Here is a 19,380-nt window from a genome sequence, read left to right on the forward strand (position 1 = left end):
AAGCCGGGTATAACACCGTTCGCCGGCGGCTGTCGGTTGCGTCACAGCCTCCTCAAAGTAAGTGATACTGACCGTCACGCTAACTACACTCGGGGATGTGCGTGAGACGACGGCCCCCGAGGGACTGCTGCGGATCGAGGACTGCCTCGACGCGGACGGCGGCATCGTGCTGCCACCGGGCACGACGCTGTTGTCACTGATCGACCGCAATATCGCCCATGTCGGCGACAACGTCGCATACCGCTATCTGGACTACGCCGGTTCGGCGGACGGCCGTGCCGACGAGATCACGTGGACCGAACTCGGCCGCCAGATGAGGGCTGTCGCCGCGAGTGTGCAGCGAATCGGGTCGCCGGGCGACCGGGCGGCGATTTTGGCGCCACAGGGCCTCGACTACGTCACCGGGCACTTCGGAGCGGTCAAGGCCGGGATGATCGCGGTGCCGTTGTTCGTCCCCGAACTTCAGGGCCACGCCGAACGTCTCGAGACCGCCCTGCGCGACGCCCGTCCGACGGTGATCCTCACGACATCTGCGGCGGCCGACACCGTGCGCGCGTTCCTGGCTGGCCGCACGCTGAAACCGGACCCGCGCATCGTCACCATCGACGAGATACCCGACGCTGCCGGAGACGCTTTCGCGCCGGTCGACATCGACGTCGACGACGTCTCCCATCTGCAGTACACCTCGGGTTCGACCCGCCCGCCGGTCGGCGTGGAGATCACCCACCGGGCGGTGGGTACCAACCTGCTGCAGATGATCCTGTCGATCGACCTGTTGGACCGAAACACCCACGGGGTCAGTTGGCTGCCGCTGTATCACGACATGGGCTTGTCGATGATCGGCTTCCCGGCGGTGTACGGCGGCCATTCGACGCTCATGGCCCCGACGGCGTTCATTCGCAGGCCCCAGCGCTGGATTGCCGCCCTGGCCGCGGGGTCACGGGTCGGGCGCGTGGTCACCGCGGCGCCCAACTTCGCCTACGAATACACCGCGCAGCGCGGATTACCCGCCGCCGGTGAGGATGTCGACCTGCGCAACGTCGTGATGATCATCGGCTCGGAACCGGTCAGCATGGCGGCCATCACCCGCTTCCACGAGGCGTTCGCGCCCTACGGTTTGCCGCCGACGGCGATCAAACCGTCGTACGGTATCGCCGAGGCGACGTTGTTCGTGTCGACGATCGCGCCCGACGCGAAACCCACCGCGATCCATCTCGATCGTCGTCGGCTCGCCGCGGGGGACGCCGTGCGGGTGGCCGCCCACGCAGACGACGCAGTCACCCATGTCTCGTGCGGACAGGTGGCGCGCAGCCAGTGGGCGGTGATCGTCGACCCTGACCGCCACACCGAACTGCCCGACGGTCGAGTCGGCGAGATCTGGTTGCACGGCAACAACATTGCCCGTCAGTACTGGCGGCGACCGGACGAATCCCGCCAGACCTTCGACGCCGGCCTACGAACCCGCCTCGAGGCCGGCAGCCACGCCGCGGGCGCACCCGCCGAGGCGACCTGGCTGCGGACCGGAGACCTCGGTGTGTACCTCGACGGTGAGCTGTACATCACCGGGCGGCGTGCGGACCTCATCGTGATCGACGGCCGCCAGCATTATCCGCACGACATCGAGGCCACGGCCGCGGAGGCATCAACGATGGTGCGCAGTGGTTATGCCGCGGCGTTCTCGGTGCCCGCCGACACGGGTGAGCGTCTGGTGATTGTCGCCGAGCGCGCCTCGGGCACCCGGCGCGACGATCCGGCGTCCGCCGTCGACGCGATCCGCACCGCGGTGTCCAACCGCCACGGCCTCGAGGTGGCCGACATCCGTTTCGTACCAGCCGGTTCGATCCCGCGCACGACAAGCGGCAAGCTCGCGCGCCGCGCTTGCCGCGAGGAGTATCTGGCCGGTTAGTTGTCGGTGTGCCCCACCTCGGCGGGCAACGGTGGCGGCAGCGGCGTCGACGGGGCGGGGTCGGGGTCGGGAGTCTGTGAACGATGGAAATCCACCATCGGCTCCTCGCGGATGATCCGGGTCCCCGTGCTGATCACCAGTTCGGCCGGCGTCAAGGTGTAGGTGATTCCGTTGTTGTCGACGACGAAGCCGCCGTCGTCGTCCTCGGCGGCGGCCGCGATGAGCGTGGCGCCGTCGCGCACCCGCACGCCGCGGTACTCGTATCGCCCGTCCGAGGACTCGCAGATCGCCACGCGCGAGGTCGCGGTGCTGCCGAAGACCACCACGTGGCTTGGCGGGGTGCACCGCGCAGTGGAGTCGACGTAGCCGTGAGCGTCCACCGCTGGCGCAGCGTGGGCCGACGGCAGCGCGGCCGGCACGGACATCGCCGCCGCCCCGGCCATCCAGCACACGACATGTCGTCGCAGAGTCGACATCGTGTCCACGACACCACGACCGGCAGCGGCGGGCCAGAGCCGACCTCGAATATTGACGAGATCGTTAGATCACCGAGATTGGGCGGATGTGATCGCCGACAGCACGGCCTCTCGGGTCGCGCTCGACAGGCCGGGGTCGCGCTCCGCCGGTGACTGCGAGATCAGTGTGTGACGCCGCGGCAGGCCGAGTGCGTCATCGCCACGGCACACCGCTCGTCGAGATGCCTGCTTCGACTCTGAGCGGATTCGGCGGACACCGAAAGCCCATGCAGCGGTTCTTCTGAAGCCGCGTTGGATCGCGCTCAGTACTTGTACGGAGGCACGCGGCAGTCGCCGCGTCCTACTCTCCGACCGTGCATGTAGCCAACCACCTCAAGGCCGTGGTGCGCCGGCCCATTTCCTTGCGATGGAGCGATGTACACCCGCGCGACAGCGAGTCAGGGGCATCGGGTGTCCGCTCGCGTCGATAACGTCGGCCCGCGCAGAGTGTTGACCCCGGCCCTGGCCACGGCAGGTCGGGCGGGATTGCGAACCAGTGAGATCCCCGTACGAGCTGTCGGCACGACCGGTCGCGGCATCCGATTAGCCATCGATGTGCTGCGCTACACGGTCACCGACACCCTGTCGTTGCGCCTGCCGATGTCTGAGGTCCTTTGGCAGTCATGGGTACTACTGAAGGTGACCGCAACGCCGGCGCTGCTGATGGCTATTCCGTTCGGCGCCATGATAACCGTCGTGACCTCCGGATTGGTCGCTCAAGTCGGGGCAACGGCGCTTCTCGGTGCGGCCAGTGGAGTCGGCGTTATTCGGCAGGGCGCACCCATCACCGCCGGGTTCCTGATGGGTGGGGCGGCAGCGTCTGCCATCGCTTCTGACTTCGGCGCGCGTGCAATACGCGAGGAGCTCGACGCGATGCGTGTGCTCGGCATAGACCCGGTCCGCCGCCTGGTGGTACCGCGGTTTGTGGCACTGGTGTTGATAGCCCCGATCTTGTGCATCCTGATCATCGCTGCGGGTACCGCGGCCGCATTCATTCTCTCGATCGCGGTCAATGATGTGGCCCCCGGCAGCTTTTGGATGTCATTCGGGACCTTCGCAAAAATGACGGACGTATGGTTCGCCATATCAAAGACCGTCGTCTTTGCCACCATCGTGGCGATCGTTTCGTCGCTACGAGGCATGGAGGCGAAGGGCGGCCCGCGCGGTGTCGCCGACGGTGTGAGCGCAGCTGTCGTAATCAATGTCGTCTGCATCGTTTTCGCGAATCTCGCGGTTACCCAGATTCAGTCGATGTTCTTTCCGATGGCGATCGCGTAATGGCTCCCTCCGCGCTCCTGCACACTCGCGTGGTGTCGATGCGGGTGGTCCGCACGCCACTGCGCGGCATCGGGCAGTGGGTGTTGTTCATCTGCCAGACGTTCTGGTACCTGCCATTGACGGTCCGGCGATACCGCCGGGAAACACTGCGGGCGACGTTCAATCTCGCCTGGGGCCGAGGCTCGCTCATCGTCGACGGTGGCACCGTCAGTGTACTCCTGATTCTCGGCATGGCTGTCGGCGCTTCGGTGGCCATCGAGGCGCTCGCCGTCCTCAACATCATCGGCTTCGAAGGATTGGCCGGGCTCCTGGGCGGCATCACCGCCGTGCGCGTGATCGGTCCGTTGGTGGCCGGGATCGCGTTCACAGCGCAGGCCGGCACCAGAATGACTGCCGAAATCGGCGCGATGCGCATCTCCGATGAGATCGATGCGCTCGACGCGATGGGCCTGCGACCGATTCCGTTCGTCGTCGGTACCCGGCTGATCGGCGGGATGCTCTGTGTCATACCAGGATATCTCCTGACGCTGGTGACCACTTTCTTCGTCTTGGACACCGTGGTCACCGTGTTCCACAACGAACCTGGCGGTACCTACGACCACTACTTCGTTCAGTTCTTGACACCGACTGATCTGACCTACTCCGTCCTCAAGGCTGCGATCTATTGCATGGCAGCGACGCTTATCCATTGTTACTACGGTTATTTCGCCTCTGGTGGACCGGTTGGCGTTGGGCAAGCATCCGGGCGCGCGGTGCGCGCCAGCCTCGTCACGATCATGGTCCTCGACCTCAGCACCACCGTGATGCTGTGGGGGCTGCAACCCGAGTACGTGTTCAAGGGGTGATGGGGCCACCATGTTGAGAGGGTCAGAAGAATCTCAAAGCCGGACCTTGGAGCTGATCGGCGCCGCCGTCGTGCTCTTTGCCATCTTCGCCGTAATCCTTGCGGTGCTCAATCCCCTCGCGGGTCGAGCACCCGACCGGATGGCCGTGTCGATCCAGACTCCATATGTGGGCCAGGGCGTCGAGCAGGGCACCGCAGTGGTCTTGCACGGGGTCGAAGTAGGTCAGATCACGGACGTGACCTCCTTGTCTGACGACCAGGTTCGACTCGTCGCCGCCCTGCACAAAGAACCGGTCGCCGGCCTGACCGATACCATGCAGATCGATTTCCGGCCGATCAATTATTTCGGTGTCTCGGGTGTGAACATCATCCCGAGTCCGGATGGTCAACCGTTGCGCGACGGAAGCCAGATCCATGTGGTGCCGAAGGGGAACTTCACCCTTTCGGAGTTGCTGTCCCAACTTGGCTCTGTGTCCGAGGCCGCGTTGACCCCACAGCTGATCAAGGTCGTCGATCGGGCGACGCAATACACAGACGGCCTCAACCCCTTGATCGAGACCATGGTGATCACCACGACGGCGCTGGCCGATGTGCAGACAGCATCGACGGCGCACCTCCTTGCGAACACCGCATCGTCAATCGCGTCGTTACCGCCGCTCACCCAGGCGCTCATCGACGGCGCCGCGCGCCATGCCGACTTTGATTACTATCCCGAACGCTCGTCGACGCCGAACCCCGCAACGTCCGGCCCCAAGGTCGCGCCACCATTCATGGATGAGACGTCGATCAAGGATTATGCGGACGAATCCGAGGACTACATCAACGGTGTGATGAAGGAGTACCTCGATCTTGCGTCGGAGGGGCTGTTTGCCGCCGTGGGCAAGCTCGAATCAAGCCACGTCGACGACTTGTTACCCACGATCGACGGACTCAAATCGGTGACCGACACCGTCCCCGCTCTGCTGCGGCCTGACGATCTCGCACAAACTCTGGCGGAGATGCGGTCTCGGTTCGAGACGCTGTACGCCGGGAACTCCGAACAGCGTGCGCTTCAGGTCCGGATTCTTTTGGACAGTCTCCCCGGCGTGGCGGCACCCTTGGGGATTCCCGCCGCGCCGGCACCTCCTAGCGTCCCGGAGGGCGCCGGATCATGATGATGAAACCGCTGTCCGCGCTCTGGCGACTCGCGATCAGCACCGGCGTGGCGCTCGTGCTCCTCATCATGTTGGCGAACATCCTCATCAATCCCGTGGCGACGCGCACGCACACCTACACCGCGAAGTTCACCGACGCGTCCGGGCTACATGTCGACGGTGACGTGCGTGTTCGCGGAATTCGTGTGGGCAAGGTGGAGTCCATTGAGCTTTCGCGCCGCGACGGACAAAACGTCGCCGAGGTCAAACTGACCCTCGACAAGCGATACGGTGTCGTGCCACGTACCAGGATCGCCATCAAATACCAGGCCCTGACCGGGGTTCGGTACCTGGATGTGTTGAACCCGGCCGAGGGCTATTCGGTGCACGATGTGGTGACCGATGTGCCAACCAGCATGACGCAACCGTCGTTTGACATCACCGCACTCTTCAATGGGCTGCAGCCCGTGCTCGCGACGCTGAGCCCCGAGGAGATAGACACCTTCACCGCAAACGCCGCGTCATTCCTGTCCGGCGATGGGAACGGACTGGCGCCGCTGCTGGAAAGCCTCCGAAAGCTCACCGAGTTCGTTTCGAACCGCCAGGAAGTGTTGGCGGCGTTGATGCACAACCTCAAAGACGTGGCCGACACCATCGATGGTAAATCCAGGCAGCTGATCCACTTGATAGATCTGGTGGAACAACCGGTCGACTCGATTCTCAAAGTCCGCGACGAGCTTCGCAAGGCATGGCTCTACGGCGAGGGGTTCTTCGATCCGACGGTACGCCTGCTGCATAACGCGGGCCTCAAGCCGGGGATCAGCATCGACGGCGCTCTAGATCGCGCGTTCAGCAATCTGGACAATCTCTTCGAGGCATTCGAGCTGGTGCCGGTCATGTATGAAAACGTTCCGCCGCCGAGTGCCGAAGGCGCACCCCAGCCGTGCACCCGTGGCCCAGCTCAGCTGCCGGAGCAAATGGATGTATTGCTCAATGGCCGACGGGTGGTGCTGTGCAACCGATGAAGATCTTCCGGCACCCGCTCACATTCGGCGTCGGTGCGATCGTGTTCGCGGCCGTCACCGCGCTCGTGCTGACCTACATCTATTACAACCCCTTGGGGCACAGCAATATGGTGACCTTCTACTCCACCGATGCCGCATCGATCCACGTCGGAGACGAAGTGCGAATGGCGGGTATCAAGGTGGGCACGGTTCAAGACCTTGCATTGGAGCCGGACCGGGTGCGGGTACAACTCCGCCTTCGCGACGACGCGTTCGTGGGCGACCAGTCACAAGTCGACGTCCGCATGCTCACTGTGGTCGGCGGCTACTACGTGAACGTCACGTCTATCGGCGATGTCCCGCTGGGAGCCGAGCCCATCCCGCTGGAGCGCGTGACGATGCCCTACAACCTCATGGAAGCCCTGACCAATACGACGAAAGTGACCGAGAACGTCAACCCCAAGCCGATCAATGAATCGCTCGACGACATACAGCGGGGGCTCACCGGCGCAAACGTCGAAACGCTTTCCGCGACCATCGATGCCGGCAACTCGATCATCTCGACAATCGAGAAGCAACGCGGTCAGATCAGCGCGGTCCTAGACGTGTCCGATGAGTACATCAGGGCGCTCAGCGATCATCGCGAGGAAATTGCGGAGTTGGTGCGCAAGATCTCGATCGTTTCGCAGACCCTGGTGCTCTACAGCAAGGGACTGGTGGCCCAAATCGACGGGCTGGGCGAGGCACTGCTGTCGCTCTTACCGGTTGCTACTGCCTACGAAGCCCATCGGGTCGAATTCGTCGAGAAGGTCCGGCAGTATCAACACAAAGTCCGGCTGTTCGTGGAGCGCAACGGGGCCACTGTGCGTGTTTTGCAGCGGATGCAGAACTTGTTTGACCGGATCCTCGACGCGCAGAACGCGCGGCCAGCACTGCTGGCCACCGACCTGTGTATCCCGGTGCCCGGGAGCCCGTGCTGATGGGCGCGCCACGGTTGGACCGGGCCCCTCGGTCAGCGGCGGTTCTACTGGCCACAGCGGCCTTGGTCAGCCCATGCGCCGCGTGTACCCCGAGCATCAGCAGCCAATCACGGCAGGCCGAGTACTGCGCGGTCATGCCCGACACGGTGGGCCTGTATGTCGACAACCCGGTCACTCAGATGGGCCTGCAGATCGGCAAAGTCACCAGCATCACGCCTGAAAGCCTCAATGTCCGTGTGGGTTTCACCATGGACGAGCCCCGACTGCTTCCGGGTGATGTCAAGGCGGTCATCAGGTCGGACTCACTTCTCGCCGACCGTTCGCTGGAACTCGTCGGGAACTACGACGGCGGAGCCCAACTACCGGCTGACGGCTGCATCCCTCTCGAAAGATCCTTTACCCCGAAGAGCTTGTCTCAGGTCATCGGGGCGTCGACGAACTTCATCAATGCGATCAACCCCGAAGGGTCGACCAACATCGGTGATGTCGTCAGCGGGGTCGACCAAGCACTCAGTGCCCAGGGCGCTGACATCGACGCGTTGCTCACCAAGACGTCGGCGCTGCTCGATTCTCCCGATCAAGCTGTCGGCGACCTCGGCTCCATCGCGAAGAACCTCGCTCAATTGACGTCAACAGTCAGGGCGATCGAGCCGACACTCAAACGCACGCTGGAGGATTTGGAGCAAGTCGGGCCAGACATCACGGCGACCGTTTTGGGCGCTGACAAGCTGTTCCACGGGATAATTCCGCTGATCACCATGGCCGCGGATCTCGAAACGGAACTCGGTGGCGAGTTTCAGCAGACGCTCGACGCGGTGACTGTTGTCGTGCGCAAGATAACCCCGCGCGCGCCGTTCTATGCGAGCCTTCTGAACGTGGCGCCCCGATTGATCAACGGCGCAGCCAACTTTGTTGAGAGCCGGGGGAACTCGGGTGCCGCGGCATTTACCATCCGTTACCGCCCGCCTCTGTACCGCATCCGCACCCCCGATGGTTGGTGGCAGTGCGGGGTCATGAACGCGGCGACGCCTGGCAGTTGCGCGAACGTGGCCGGAACGCCGTACGCAGTCGATGTCGCCTTGCTGCAGTACGTACTGACGGAGGCAGCGAACCGATGAGACTCCGAATCGGCCTTTCCGCCATGATGATCACCGGCGTTGTCGCCCTCCCGTCGTGTGCATCGCTGGACGTCAACTCGCTTCCGCAGCCCGGCAATTCCTATCGCGACGGATACGACATCGTCCTCGAGTTCGAAAATGCCCTCAATCTTCCCGACCGCGCAAAGGTCGAGTTGAACGGTGTGACGGTTGGAGTCGTCTCGGGGGTGAACACCACGAGTGGCCATGTCGATGTCACCGCGCGCATCGGATCGGATGTCGCGGTGCCCTCCGACGCCCAGGTGGTCTTGGAGCAGGCCACCGTGCTGGGTGACATCTACGTGGCCATCGAGAGCCCGATGCATGCCGGCCCACCCGCACCGCCGTTGGACCCGAACGGGCGAATCCCGTTAGCCCAGACAACGTCTCCACCTCAGCTGGAAGACACCATTGCGAGCCTCGCGAACTTCGTCGCCAGTGGATCCATTCAGCGCGCACAGAACACCGTGATCCGTATCAATCGGCAGACACCGCCAAGCGACGAGGTGCGCCGACTCACGTCCCGCGTCGTCGACGACCTCTCAGACCTGTCAGAGAACATCGAACAGGTCGACCGGCTGCTCGATGGCGTATCCCACATGGGCGATGTCTTGCAGAGCCGCATTCCGCAGGTGGACCTCTTGTTCTCCCCACGAGGACAGTTGAGTCTCGAGCGCATCATCATCCCCGCGAACACGATCAGCAGACTGCTTCCCGGAGTGGGCAGTGTCGCAGCCGGTGGGTTCTGGCTGGTCCCCTTCCTGAATTCGATGGCGGACACCGTCGGAGCGGTTCAGCAGTCGAAAATCAATTTCGAAGAGGAGATTCCGCGGTACCGGCGGCTGTTCACGGACTTCTTCATTCCGCAAGACAAGTACCCCGCGATCAACATCACCTCAATCGTGGGCCCCGACGGGCGGGAGCTGTCGGGCAACGTGCAAGACGTCCTCCGGATGTTGGGAGCAATGCCGTGAGGTTGCGTGATGTCGTGTCGTTCGGCGCCTTCGCTCTGATCATCGTGTCCGTGCTCGGTTACTTCGGAACTCTCGGACTCCGAATCAGTCCACCCGCCGAACGCACCAATTTGTCCATGGACGTACCCGACATCAACAGTGTGGTGGTCGGGTCAAACGTATTGCTGCGGGGGGCGCCGGTCGGCAAGGTCAGTGACACCAGCACGACCGCCCAGGCCGCGACTATCGACTTCTGGGTTGACGGCCGCTACCGAATTCCCGTCGACAGTGACGTTCGAATCGAGAACTTGTCCGCGCTCGGTGAGTCCTACATCGCGCTGATACCCCGTAGCGAGAGTGGACCGATGCTGCAAGACGGGCAGCGCATCGCCACGGAAACGATCACACAGCCCCCGTCGGTGTCGGAGCTGGCGACAAGCGTCGTGAGGGTGCTCGGTCAGCTCGACGTCGGGGCATTGGAACGCATTATCGGCGAGCTTGATTCGGCACTGCCTGACCCGGTCGCGGTTCTGCCCAACCTGTCGCGCACCAGCACGCTGGTGAGGAATGCTGCAGCGGACATGCGCGGTCGGGGGCGCGTGCTGCTCGACAACTTCCAAGCGGTGCTCGTGCGCGCCGAGTGGGTCGGCCCCGTACTCGAGGGGCTTACGCCTTCACTGGTGGAGACGTTCAAGTGGTCTCAGGACATGTTCAAAGGTATCCCGGCGTTTCTGCACCGCGGTGAACCGGAGAACATCAACAACCTCAACAACCTTGTCGCTCGAATCCAGGCGTTCCTGGACACCTCCGGGGGCGACCTCAAACTGTTGGGCGAGGCGATGCTGCCGAAACTGAACGCCATCTCCGCGGCACTGATGAACTTCGACACCGGCCAGATTCTGGACAACCTACTAGCTGCGGTACCACCCGACGGGGCAATCACGCTGCGTGTAACCCCTCCCTAGAGGCTGGCCGGCGGAGCTGCCGCCGGTGAAGCGCAATCGGAAAGGAACGGCTATGACGAATAAGACCATCAGCACGGCAAAATCAGCTGCGGCCGAGATGGAGCCGTCCGAGCCACGGGCCGCGGATCGGGTCGAGCCCGAACTTGCGGAGTCGGCCCACCCGCCGATCGAGGATGCGATTGACGACACGCCATCACCCCGCGGGCGCCGGTCCATCCATATCGGCATTCGCGGCCTGGTGTTCGGGGCGGTGATCGTCCTGATGGCGGGTGCGGTGGCAGTCATGGCCTGGCTCTACATCGGTGCGCAGCGCCAACTCGACGCGCAGGCCCTCGAGGCAGCCGACAGCGCGCGCGCCGAGAAGACGGCCCTCGATTACGCCGTCAAGGCCGCGACGATGGATTTCAACGACCTCGACTCGTGGAAGGTTGCGCTCGTCGAGGGAACCAGCCCGGAGCTCAATGGCAAATTGAGCGACGCGGCGGAGTCCATGGAGCAGATCGTGGTTCCTCTGCAATGGACTTCGACAGCCGAACCGCTGGTGGCCAAGGTTCGATCAAATACGGATGGGACTTTTGTGGTCGACTGTTTCGTCAGCGTTCAAACCAAGACAGTGCAGGCGCCCGACGCTCTGCAGTCCACTGCGACATACAGCATCACGATTGACAGCGGAAACAATTGGCAGATCACCGATGTCGGCGGGGTCGGCTCGGTCGTAGGGCCGAGATGAGCGTGTTGACCTTCGGGAAAGAGACAACGTGACGCGTAGAGCTAACGGCGACCGGTCAAGAAATGATCGGTTCCGAAACAGATTTGTCCTGGTGGGCGCCGTCGCGGCGAGCGTGGTGATCATGCTGTCCGCGGCGGCCGTAGTGCTCGGGCCGATGTCCGATGCACGGCCACCCGACCCGCCTTCGCCACCTCTGCCGCCCTCAGACAGTAGCCTGCTACGCCCTCTTCCCGTCGTCACGCCGACACCGTCGCACTGGGCGCCGAAATACCCATTCCCATACGATCAGACACGCAACCGGGTAACCGACGCCGACATCACCGCCATGCGCGAGATGTGCCAGTGGTACAGCGCCCAATACGCCACGCTGAGAGACCAGATCGACAGGCTTCAGTTCAACCGAATCGGGCCCGACGGTAAAGATTTCGACTACAGCCGAGACAACATTCAACAACAGGTCGATATCGTCACCGGCAACCTGGACAGGTCACTGGCTTTTCTCGGGCCACGTGTGCAGGCACTTACGCAGTCCCGAAATTCCTTTGGTGACACTTTCTTCCCCATCTATGAAGGAGAAGCCTTCTACAAGCTCTGGGAACAGCTCTCCAACGTGAGCAACGGGATAAAGGCTCACCAACCTGCCTGGTTCACTGGGCCGTCGGTTCAAAAGGCGAAGCGTTGGGGCAGCGACATTCACCGTTCACATGTCTGCGGGTAGGAGGACAACGATGACGCGTGCCGAAATTCCACTCGCCGACAGCAGCCCGACGAGGTATGTGCAGCGCCTCGGACGCCACGCCATATCGGCGCTGATGGTGACAGCCGTTCTCAGCGCAGGCATTTCGACGGCACCTTCGGCGGCGGCGGCGCCGACTGACAGTCTCAGAGCCGCGGTGATGTCAGCGCGCCAGGCGTCCTGCGGGTCCTTAGTCTCGAACCCCGTCGTCGAGGAGACCGCCGAGATCGTCAATCGATCGACCGATGCATGGCTCGATCACACAAGTCGCTCCGTGCCGGTGCCCGACCCCTTACCAATACTGAAGGATCTGGGCTATGCCGGCGGTAAGGCCGTGCAGATCGAGGGCGCAGGCGTCACCGACGCCGAGGCCATTGCGGGTTTGTTGCTGGTCGGATATGACATCCTGCCCGATTGCTCCTACACCGACTACGGCCTGAGCGTGCTACAGAATCAAGCGACTGGACACTATTTGACCGCGGTGGTGCTAGCCGGTGCCTAGACGCATGCGAGCTGTCCAGCACGGCGGCCACACCAGAACTGTCCACGCGCTGGTGGCGTCGATAGTTGTCGGAGTCGCCGCGATCGTGGCGTCGGCGCCGACCGCTCACGCCGAGGACATCGTGACCTACGAGGTCTTCTCGGATGTCGTCCCCATGGTGGGACAAATCGAGTATCGCGACGGATCAGGCAAGAAGTCGCTTCACTCCGTACCGCTGCCCTTTCGAATCACCGTTCCCGTGGCGGACGCTTTCAGTCCGACAGACCGCGGCGCCGAATTGCGCGTTGACTGGCGACCGCCGTTCAGGACGGCCGCAACGGTGGGTCGCGTCTTACAAGGACAGTTCGTCACTGTGCGCATCTCCATGGGGGGCGACATCATCTGTGAAAGCCGGCTCGATGTCGGGAACGCAACATGCTACGGCAGTGTGCCGCACAAAGCGGACACCAACTCATCGTATGACCGGACTCCGCTCTTCCCTGAGCAACCTGGGTTCTTGCCATGACGCGCCACGCACTCAGCGAAACGTAGGAGTAACGAAAAAATGTACCTGTGCATCAGGGTTTGGCGATGGCTGACAGCGCTTTTGGTGATTGGGCTGGTAATCGGCACCCCTGCGGGCAACGCAGACTCGTCGGCTGACGGGCCGTCAGGTCCGTACCCGGACCACTCGCTCATTCTGACGTCCTACCATCAGCTCGACCCCGACAAATTCTTTACCGCGAGCGCGGCCGGCGTGTGGTTCCGGTCCCCGCTCGGACTCAATTGCGGGATTTGGGACAGGGGAAGCTTCGGCTGCGAAGGCGACATCCGGGGTGCACCAAGCGGCACCACCCACATCGGATGGGTGAACGGGAACATCGTGACCCGGTACAGCACGCACGACCCGCTGCTGCGCTTCCAGTTTCCGCCGGGACGAGCAGAACAGTCGCTCCCACCCCGCAGCTACGTGACCTACAACGGAACGATGTGCGCAACGATGGCCGATACGAGCACCTACTGTGCGCGCGGCCCGTTTCGGTTCTTCGTCACCCCAACCCGGACTTGGCTCAGTCCACCGTGATGCCCGCCGTGATCATCTCGTCGGTCACGTGTGCGAATTACAGCGAGCCGACCCTGTCGGCGTACTGCGGGCAGTACTCGGTCACAGCAAGGATCAGGAAGTGGCGCGCCTGATCGAAGTCGACGTTCGCATACCGCTTGATGTGCTCGGCCACCTCGACAGGACCCCTGCGATAGTGAGGTTGAAGGAATTTGCAGGCGGACAGACCCATCCGAATCAGCACATCATCCCATTGCACGAACCCGAGAGCACGAGTCTGCGCGACGAAGCTGGCGTTGTCTGCGTGCACCACCGGTGCTGTCAGTAGGGTGAGCACCGCTCCCATCGTGGCGCACCCAGTTCGCACGGCAAGCTTGCGCATATACGGCTCCTCCCGACGCGATGGCTTTATTCCTCAGATGCAACTACGCCGACTGGCCACAGCCGACCAGGTGGCGCCGCCGGCAGCGGCGGTGGTTCAGCTCGGACATAGGTGTATGAACGCCACCTGCGTGACGATGGCTGACACCAATGTCGCCTCATATCCGACAAGCTCGTTGGCTTCGCGCATATGGCAGACATACCAGCCCTTGTCGAGTAGTTCGCCGTCGTTGGTGAACGCCACCGGATCACCACTACCCGGAAGTACGCGGCGCAGGTGGTCGAGGTAGGCAAGTTCGGCGGGCGTCGGAGGGACCAGGGGGCCGGCGTGCGCCACCGGCGCGGCAGTCAGACACACCAATCCCCCTAGCAGCACTGTCGCCAGTTTCGGCAACAACATTCGATCGATCACCTTCAACACCGCCTCGTGAGTTGGCGTGCGGCAACAATGGGTGAGTCGCCGCGTCGGATGGCCCTGCTACGCGCGCTGCAGAACCCCGTTACTGACATCAGACTCATGGCGCCGACGTGATCTGACCGGTTGGGGTTGGTGACGACGGTTCGCTGAGCCGTCGCCGCAATTCGCGGCGCAAGAGTTTCCCTGTATCGGTGTAGGGCAGTTCATCGACGAAGTGCACATCGTGTGGGGCTCTAGACGAACGCAGACGGCCCCTCACCCATTCACGAACGTCGTCGGCAAACAGAGTCGAGCTGTTCGAGATCACGAAGGCGACGACCTTCTCGCCCCACTCGGAGTCCGGGGCACCGATCACCGCGGCATCGGAGATGGCGTCGTGCTGCAAGAGCACATCCTCGATTTCACCCGGCGACATGTTCTCACCGCCGCGCACGATCACGTCGTCGAGCCGACCCTCCAGAAAGAGGTAGCCGTCCGGATCCAGGTATCCCCCATCGTTGGTGGGAAACCAGCCATCGGTGGAAGTGCGCCGGTCGATTCCCGTGTACTCCCCAGCGACCTGCGCGCCGCGCAACCAGACCTCGCCGCTCACCTCCGGCCCGACACACTTGCCGTCGGTGTCTCGGATTTCGATTTCGATTCCGGCGATTGGACGCCCCACCGAGCCGAGCCGACGGCGAATACCGGGATCGTCGGACGCGAAGGCCTCGCGGTGGTCGTCGGGCCCGAGCAAGGCGACGGTTGAACTGGTTTCAGTCAGCCCGTAGGCATTGACGAAGGAGACGTCGGGCAGCAGCCGCATGGCCTGCTCGATCACTGGCACGGGCATCCGGCCGCCGCCGTAGGACAGGTGCCGCAGGCTAGGCAGCGCCACTGCACGGTGGGCGAGCAGGTCCACAATCCGGGTGAGCATCGTCGGCACGACCATCGCGTGGGTGATCTGTTCGTCTATCACCGCCGAAATCCAGCTTTCCGCGGTAAATCTGGGTAATTGAACCACCCGACGTCCCGCGTACACGGCAGACAGCACAGATGCGACACCCGCGACGTGATAGGGCGGAACGCTGACAAGCGCCGCCTCGGTCTCCCCCGCGCCGCCGAACTCCACGGTGCCGAGCACATACGAACTCAGGTTGCGGTGTCTGAGCACCGCGGCCTTAGGCGCACCGGTCGTGCCGCTGGTGAACAACCGGATGGCAACGTCGTCGGGCCCCCCGGGTGCAAAGACAGCTTCATTGAAGCGTGGTGGTGCGCATAGTAACTCGGCGGGAGAAATCACCTCGCCGCCGTTCGTAGGCAGATGGTCGTGGCCGGCCCCGGCAACCAGCGCCGTACGGCCGAGCCGTTCGAGCAGCGCGGCGATGGCGTCCTCGGCGAGCCGGTAGTTGATCGGCGCATACGCGACTCCGGCCAGCGCGGCGCCGAACAGCGTGACAGGCACCGCGGCGCTGTTCTCGTCGACCAACGCCACATGGTCGACAGATCCGGATCTGAATCGATGTGCGGCGGCTTCGGACAATTCCAACAGGCGTCGAAACGACACCCCGTCGGTGGGTCGCCCATACGCCGTGCGATCGCCGAATCCCTCGGCACTCATCTCGAGCAGTGTTGCGATGTTCATGCGGGATCAGTCCGACGGGGGCAGCGGCTTGGCGCCCTGCTCGACCAAGGGTGTGTCGCCGAAGGCCAACGATCCCGCGCCTGTCTTGGTGCACAGCACCTCTAGGCCGGATTCCTCGCAAACGTAGCGCTTCCCCAGCAACGTTCCGCCCTGTGCATCCGCACTGAGCACGGCACCCGCAGGCGCAGTCTCATTGACACCAAGCATCGGCACTCCGCCGCAGCGGATCTCGCCTGAACTCTTCGGCGGCTTGACAATGATAATTCCGGCGTCACACACTGCGCTGTGAAGGCGAGTGCCAGGCCTGAGTTCCACCTTGTGGTATCTCCTCAATTGTGTGGCAGCGAACGACGGGCGCTGACGGCTGACAAGACGACCGATTGTCAAGATCGTCACGACTTGTCATGCCGGGCGCACCCAGAGCACGCGATCAAAGTGTGCTCACGTTGAGTGTGCTTGGAATGTGCCGTAGCGGAATCCGTACCGGTACGGACGACTCATCTCGTGGCTCGCAATAGCGTCGTCATCATCATCCGGGCCGGTGGGCTCCATTCCAAGCATTCAGCCTCCGGCCGCGCCGACGACAATTGGGACGCATTCTATGACGCTGAGCCGGACCTGCTTTGAAGAGTCGCATGAGCTCTTCCGAAAGCTCGCACGTAGCTTCGCTGAGCGTGAGCTGGTCCCGCACCGGGAGCGCTGGGAGGACGCCGGGATCGTCGACCGGTCACTGTTCGAGAAGGCGGGGAAAGTCGGGCTGCTCGGCACGGCGGCACCGATCGAGTTCGGCGGCGGTGGCGAACCCGACTTCCGCTACAACGCGGTACGCATCGAAGAGTTCGCCCGCACTGGTGGTTTGACACCCGGCCAGGGCATCGGCATGCACACCGACGTTGCCTTGCCCTATTTCATGAAGTTCGCAAACGACGAACAGAAGAGGCGATGGTTGCCGGGTTTGTGCAATGGCGAGCTCATCGCCGCTGTTGCGATGACGGAACCTGGCGCCGGTTCAGATCTGGCGGGTCTGACGACTCGCGCCGTGCGAGACGGTGACGACTACGTCCTCAACGGCACCAAGACTTTCATCTCCAACGGAATCCTGTGCGACGTCGTGGTCGTGGTGTGCCGCACCGGGGGACCCGGCAGTAACGGCCTCAGCCTCATCGCCGTCGAGCGCGACACCCCCGGTTTCGTGCGAGGACGCAATCTCAAGAAGATCGGTTTGCACTCCCAAGACACCGCCGAGCTGTTCTTCGAAGACGTTCGTGTCCCCGCGGCGAACCTGCTCGGCGACGAGAACAAGGGATTTTCCTATCTCATGGACGGCCTCGCCCAGGAGCGGTTGTCGATCGCTTTGGGGGCCGTCGCCCAGGCTGAAGTAGCACTGGAAGAAACGCTTGAATACGTCAAAGCGCGACATGCTTTCGGCCAGCCGATCGCATCGTTTCAAAACAGCCGGTTTCTGCTCGCCACACTGCGCACCGAGGTCGACATCGCGCGCGTTTACGTTGACCGGCAACTCGCTTCGCATGTCGCCGGCGAGCTAAGCGGCGAGGATGCGGCAGCGGCCAAGTGGTGGACCACGGAGCTGAATTTCAGGTTGATCGACACCTGCCTACAACTGCATGGCGGCTGGGGCTACATGGAGGAGTACCCGATTGCACAGCACTGGCGGGACTCACGGCTGTTCCGGATCGCCGGCGGCACCACAGAGATCATGAAGGAAATCATCGGCCGACGAGTACTGGGAGTCTGACGATGAGCCTGCGCAATCCGATGGAAGCAAGGTCCACACTCGACAAGTCGACCGGCCTTCAATTCGGGCTGCAGATGGTGGTGGGCACTCGGCACTATGCACAAGTCGGAGCGATCGCCGAGGAAGCCGGCTTCACCAGCCTGCACGTTCCCGATCACCTCGTGTATCCGGACCGAATCCCTGCGGACTACCCCTACTCCGACGACGGAGTTCTGCGGCTGGACGGTGTCGAACTTCTCTCGAGCGACCTGGCCTGCTACGACCCGTTCGTTCAGCTCGGCTTCCTTGCCGCCTGCACGCAATCTGTGCGGCTGATCACCGCGGTCTGCATCGCCCCCCTCTATCATCCGCTGGCCCTGGCCCGTTCCCTGGCGACCGTCGACCGCATGTCCAGCGGCCGCATTGAACTCGGTCTGGGTGTGGGCTGGCTCGGTGCGGAGTTCGATGCCGTCGGCGCGGAGTTTCACAATCGCGGTCGGCGAACCGACAGCATCATCCAGATTCTTCGTCAGTTGTGGACCCAGGAAATCATCGAATACCAGGACCAATACTATCGTTTCGGCCCGATCCGGTTTAATCCCAAGCCGTTCAATCGTGCCGCCATCCCGATCCATGTCGGTGGGTCATCGCGCGCTGCGCTGAGACGTGCAGGCCGGTTTGGCGACGGCTGGATCGAAATCGGCTCCCGCAGCCTCGAGGAATTCAGCGAGATGCTGTCGGTGGTGAACCAGGCACGCGCCGACGCAGGACGAGCGGACCAGCCCTTCGCGATCACCACGACGGCTGTTCAGTACGACACGGTCGATGATTACCGGCGCCTTGCAGACCTCGGTGTGTCACGCGTGGTTGCCCTCCCGGCAATCGGCGCCGGCCGGCCTCGCGACCCCGACTCGTTTCGGGACTGGGCGATGCGCTTCCGCGACGATGTGATCGCAAAGGTGTGATGAGGTGACCTCACAGGTTCACGACGCCGACTACAACGCAACAGAATTCACGTGGAAGCGCACGACGGGCGCCCCACCGACAGATGAAGGCGGTGTCGTACCGGGGATCGATCTGGTGGCCATGCTGCACGATGCCGCCAATGATCTCGTCACCGAACTATTTGGGGCGGCCGATCTCAAATCGTTGGCTTCGCTACCGATCCGACCTGTGCTCCTGGGAATAAGTGCTGTCTTCGACGCGCCGCTGGCTCCAGGTACACCAGTCATCGTGGGCGCCACATCGGAATCGCTGTCACGACGCTCTTTCGAACTCAGAACGGGTGTTTGGACGAGGCACGACGGCGCACTCGTCGCTCACGGCGGTGCGACCTTCGTCGTCGTCGACGCGACGTCACAAAAGGCGGTCCCGGTGCCGGAAAACATCGCCGACGCGCTACGGAGTCTGCGTCCGGCATTGCGCACGGCCGCACACTCGCCCGACAACCAACCATCTCAAGCCACTAGTCCACCGGCTTAGCGCCAATCTGGAGAGGAAC

The 19,380-nt window shown here is 63.1% G+C and carries 21 protein-coding genes; 16 read left to right on the forward strand and 5 right to left on the reverse strand.

Annotated features, from left to right (window positions below; all coding sequences use genetic code 11):
- The first annotated feature begins 97 nt into the window (after positions 1–97).
- Positions 98–1,906, forward strand: coding sequence for a fatty acyl-AMP ligase (locus ABQE89_RS22090; protein WP_448420599.1), 1,809 nt, complete (start codon positions 98–100; stop codon positions 1,904–1,906).
- On the opposite strand, the gene ABQE89_RS22095 is transcribed toward ABQE89_RS22090, so the two are convergent.
- On the reverse strand, positions 1,903–2,382 hold the full coding sequence (locus ABQE89_RS22095) for a hypothetical protein (RefSeq protein ID WP_448420601.1): 480 nt from the start codon (positions 2,380–2,382) through the stop codon (positions 1,903–1,905). The genes ABQE89_RS22090 and ABQE89_RS22095 overlap by 4 nt on opposite strands.
- Positions 2,383–2,796: 414 nt before the next feature.
- On the opposite strand from ABQE89_RS22095, the gene ABQE89_RS22100 reads away from it, so the two are divergent.
- From ABQE89_RS22100 to ABQE89_RS22155, 12 genes are all read left to right on the forward strand, one after another.
- Positions 2,797–3,699, forward strand: a complete 903-nt coding sequence (locus ABQE89_RS22100) for an ABC transporter permease (RefSeq protein WP_448420603.1) — start codon at positions 2,797–2,799, stop codon at positions 3,697–3,699.
- A gap of 38 nt (positions 3,700–3,737) precedes the next feature.
- Positions 3,738–4,544 carry an MlaE family ABC transporter permease gene (locus tag ABQE89_RS22105; protein WP_448420735.1) on the forward strand — a complete coding sequence of 269 codons (807 nt, stop codon included), beginning with the start codon at positions 3,738–3,740 and terminating at the stop codon, positions 4,542–4,544.
- Positions 4,545–4,590: 46 nt separating this feature from the next.
- Positions 4,591–5,697, forward strand: coding sequence for an MlaD family protein (locus ABQE89_RS22110; RefSeq protein WP_448420605.1), 1,107 nt, complete (start codon positions 4,591–4,593; stop codon positions 5,695–5,697).
- Positions 5,697–6,701, forward strand: a complete 1,005-nt coding sequence (locus tag ABQE89_RS22115) for an MlaD family protein (RefSeq protein ID WP_448420737.1) — start codon at positions 5,697–5,699, stop codon at positions 6,699–6,701. The genes ABQE89_RS22110 and ABQE89_RS22115 overlap by 1 nt, the downstream gene beginning before the upstream one ends.
- Positions 6,698–7,660: an MlaD family protein gene (locus ABQE89_RS22120; RefSeq protein ID WP_448420607.1), complete on the forward strand. Its 963-nt coding sequence runs from the start codon at positions 6,698–6,700 to the stop codon at positions 7,658–7,660. The genes ABQE89_RS22115 and ABQE89_RS22120 overlap by 4 nt, the downstream gene beginning before the upstream one ends.
- Positions 7,660–8,778: an MlaD family protein gene (locus ABQE89_RS22125; protein WP_448420739.1), complete on the forward strand. Its 1,119-nt coding sequence runs from the start codon at positions 7,660–7,662 to the stop codon at positions 8,776–8,778. Before ABQE89_RS22120 ends, ABQE89_RS22125 begins: the two co-directional genes overlap by 1 nt.
- Positions 8,775–9,770, forward strand: a complete 996-nt coding sequence (locus ABQE89_RS22130; RefSeq protein ID WP_448420609.1) for an MlaD family protein — start codon at positions 8,775–8,777, stop codon at positions 9,768–9,770. The genes ABQE89_RS22125 and ABQE89_RS22130 overlap by 4 nt, the downstream gene beginning before the upstream one ends.
- Positions 9,767–10,714 carry an MlaD family protein gene (locus ABQE89_RS22135; protein ID WP_448420611.1) on the forward strand — a complete coding sequence of 316 codons (948 nt, stop codon included), beginning with the start codon at positions 9,767–9,769 and terminating at the stop codon, positions 10,712–10,714. The genes ABQE89_RS22130 and ABQE89_RS22135 overlap by 4 nt, the downstream gene beginning before the upstream one ends.
- A 52-nt stretch (positions 10,715–10,766) precedes the next feature.
- Positions 10,767–11,444 carry a hypothetical protein gene (locus ABQE89_RS22140; protein ID WP_448420613.1) on the forward strand — a complete coding sequence of 226 codons (678 nt, stop codon included), beginning with the start codon at positions 10,767–10,769 and terminating at the stop codon, positions 11,442–11,444.
- 88 nt (positions 11,445–11,532) lie between these two features.
- Positions 11,533–12,162 (forward strand): hypothetical protein, encoded by a 630-nt coding sequence (locus tag ABQE89_RS22145; RefSeq protein WP_448420741.1) that lies wholly within the window; start codon positions 11,533–11,535, stop codon positions 12,160–12,162.
- A gap of 10 nt (positions 12,163–12,172) precedes the next feature.
- On the forward strand, positions 12,173–12,682 hold the full coding sequence (locus tag ABQE89_RS22150) for a hypothetical protein (protein ID WP_448420615.1): 510 nt from the start codon (positions 12,173–12,175) through the stop codon (positions 12,680–12,682).
- 4 nt (positions 12,683–12,686) lie between these two features.
- Positions 12,687–13,187 carry a hypothetical protein gene (locus ABQE89_RS22155; protein ID WP_448420617.1) on the forward strand — a complete coding sequence of 167 codons (501 nt, stop codon included), beginning with the start codon at positions 12,687–12,689 and terminating at the stop codon, positions 13,185–13,187.
- A gap of 595 nt (positions 13,188–13,782) precedes the next feature.
- On the opposite strand, the gene ABQE89_RS22160 is transcribed toward ABQE89_RS22155, so the two are convergent.
- From ABQE89_RS22160 to ABQE89_RS22175, 4 genes are all read right to left on the reverse strand, one after another.
- Positions 13,783–14,106, reverse strand: a complete 324-nt coding sequence (locus ABQE89_RS22160) for a DUF732 domain-containing protein (protein WP_448420619.1) — start codon at positions 14,104–14,106, stop codon at positions 13,783–13,785.
- A gap of 96 nt (positions 14,107–14,202) precedes the next feature.
- Positions 14,203–14,505: a hypothetical protein gene (locus ABQE89_RS22165; protein WP_448420621.1), complete on the reverse strand. Its 303-nt coding sequence runs from the start codon at positions 14,503–14,505 to the stop codon at positions 14,203–14,205.
- A 115-nt stretch (positions 14,506–14,620) separates the two neighbouring features.
- Positions 14,621–16,144, reverse strand: a complete 1,524-nt coding sequence (locus ABQE89_RS22170; protein WP_448420623.1) for a class I adenylate-forming enzyme family protein — start codon at positions 16,142–16,144, stop codon at positions 14,621–14,623.
- Positions 16,145–16,150: 6 nt separating this feature from the next.
- Complete coding sequence (locus tag ABQE89_RS22175; protein WP_448420625.1) at positions 16,151–16,351, reverse strand: hypothetical protein; 201 nt, start codon at positions 16,349–16,351, stop codon at positions 16,151–16,153.
- Between the two features lie 400 nt (positions 16,352–16,751).
- Between ABQE89_RS22175 and ABQE89_RS22180 the strand changes: the two genes are divergently transcribed.
- Genes ABQE89_RS22180 through ABQE89_RS22190 form a run of 3 tightly spaced genes read left to right on the forward strand, consistent with a single transcriptional unit; the run spans position 16,752 to position 19,361 of the window.
- Positions 16,752–17,900: an acyl-CoA dehydrogenase family protein gene (locus tag ABQE89_RS22180; protein ID WP_448420743.1), complete on the forward strand. Its 1,149-nt coding sequence runs from the start codon at positions 16,752–16,754 to the stop codon at positions 17,898–17,900.
- Positions 17,901–17,902: 2 nt separating this feature from the next.
- On the forward strand, positions 17,903–18,844 hold the full coding sequence (locus tag ABQE89_RS22185; protein ID WP_448420627.1) for an LLM class F420-dependent oxidoreductase: 942 nt from the start codon (positions 17,903–17,905) through the stop codon (positions 18,842–18,844).
- Positions 18,845–18,848: 4 nt separating this feature from the next.
- Positions 18,849–19,361: an acyl-CoA thioesterase gene (locus tag ABQE89_RS22190; protein ID WP_448420629.1), complete on the forward strand. Its 513-nt coding sequence runs from the start codon at positions 18,849–18,851 to the stop codon at positions 19,359–19,361.
- Positions 19,362–19,380: the final 19 nt, after the last annotated feature.

The organism is Mycolicibacterium sp. XJ1819 (genome assembly GCF_053483675.1).

Bases quoted from the DNA above. Each gene is read 5' to 3' on its own strand.
- ABQE89_RS22155 (WP_448420617.1), top strand. From the start codon at position 12,687: ATGCGAGCTGTCCAGCACGGCGGCCACACCAGAACTGTCCACGCGCTG.
- ABQE89_RS22150 (WP_448420615.1), top strand. From the start codon at position 12,173: ATGACGCGTGCCGAAATTCCACTCGCCGACAGCAGCCCGACGAGGTAT.
- ABQE89_RS22170 (WP_448420623.1), bottom strand. From the start codon at position 16,144: ATGAACATCGCAACACTGCTCGAGATGAGTGCCGAGGGATTCGGCGAT.
- ABQE89_RS22105 (WP_448420735.1), top strand. From the start codon at position 3,738: ATGCGGGTGGTCCGCACGCCACTGCGCGGCATCGGGCAGTGGGTGTTG.
- ABQE89_RS22100 (WP_448420603.1), top strand. From the start codon at position 2,797: ATGTACACCCGCGCGACAGCGAGTCAGGGGCATCGGGTGTCCGCTCGC.
- ABQE89_RS22160 (WP_448420619.1), bottom strand. From the start codon at position 14,106: ATGCGCAAGCTTGCCGTGCGAACTGGGTGCGCCACGATGGGAGCGGTG.
- ABQE89_RS22185 (WP_448420627.1), top strand. From the start codon at position 17,903: ATGAGCCTGCGCAATCCGATGGAAGCAAGGTCCACACTCGACAAGTCG.
- ABQE89_RS22120 (WP_448420607.1), top strand. From the start codon at position 6,698: ATGAAGATCTTCCGGCACCCGCTCACATTCGGCGTCGGTGCGATCGTG.
- ABQE89_RS22165 (WP_448420621.1), bottom strand. From the start codon at position 14,505: ATGTTGTTGCCGAAACTGGCGACAGTGCTGCTAGGGGGATTGGTGTGT.
- ABQE89_RS22125 (WP_448420739.1), top strand. From the start codon at position 7,660: ATGGGCGCGCCACGGTTGGACCGGGCCCCTCGGTCAGCGGCGGTTCTA.
- ABQE89_RS22140 (WP_448420613.1), top strand. From the start codon at position 10,767: ATGACGAATAAGACCATCAGCACGGCAAAATCAGCTGCGGCCGAGATG.
- ABQE89_RS22115 (WP_448420737.1), top strand. From the start codon at position 5,697: ATGATGAAACCGCTGTCCGCGCTCTGGCGACTCGCGATCAGCACCGGC.
- ABQE89_RS22175 (WP_448420625.1), bottom strand. From the start codon at position 16,351: ATGCTTGGTGTCAATGAGACTGCGCCTGCGGGTGCCGTGCTCAGTGCG.
- ABQE89_RS22130 (WP_448420609.1), top strand. From the start codon at position 8,775: ATGAGACTCCGAATCGGCCTTTCCGCCATGATGATCACCGGCGTTGTC.
- ABQE89_RS22095 (WP_448420601.1), bottom strand. From the start codon at position 2,382: ATGTCGACTCTGCGACGACATGTCGTGTGCTGGATGGCCGGGGCGGCG.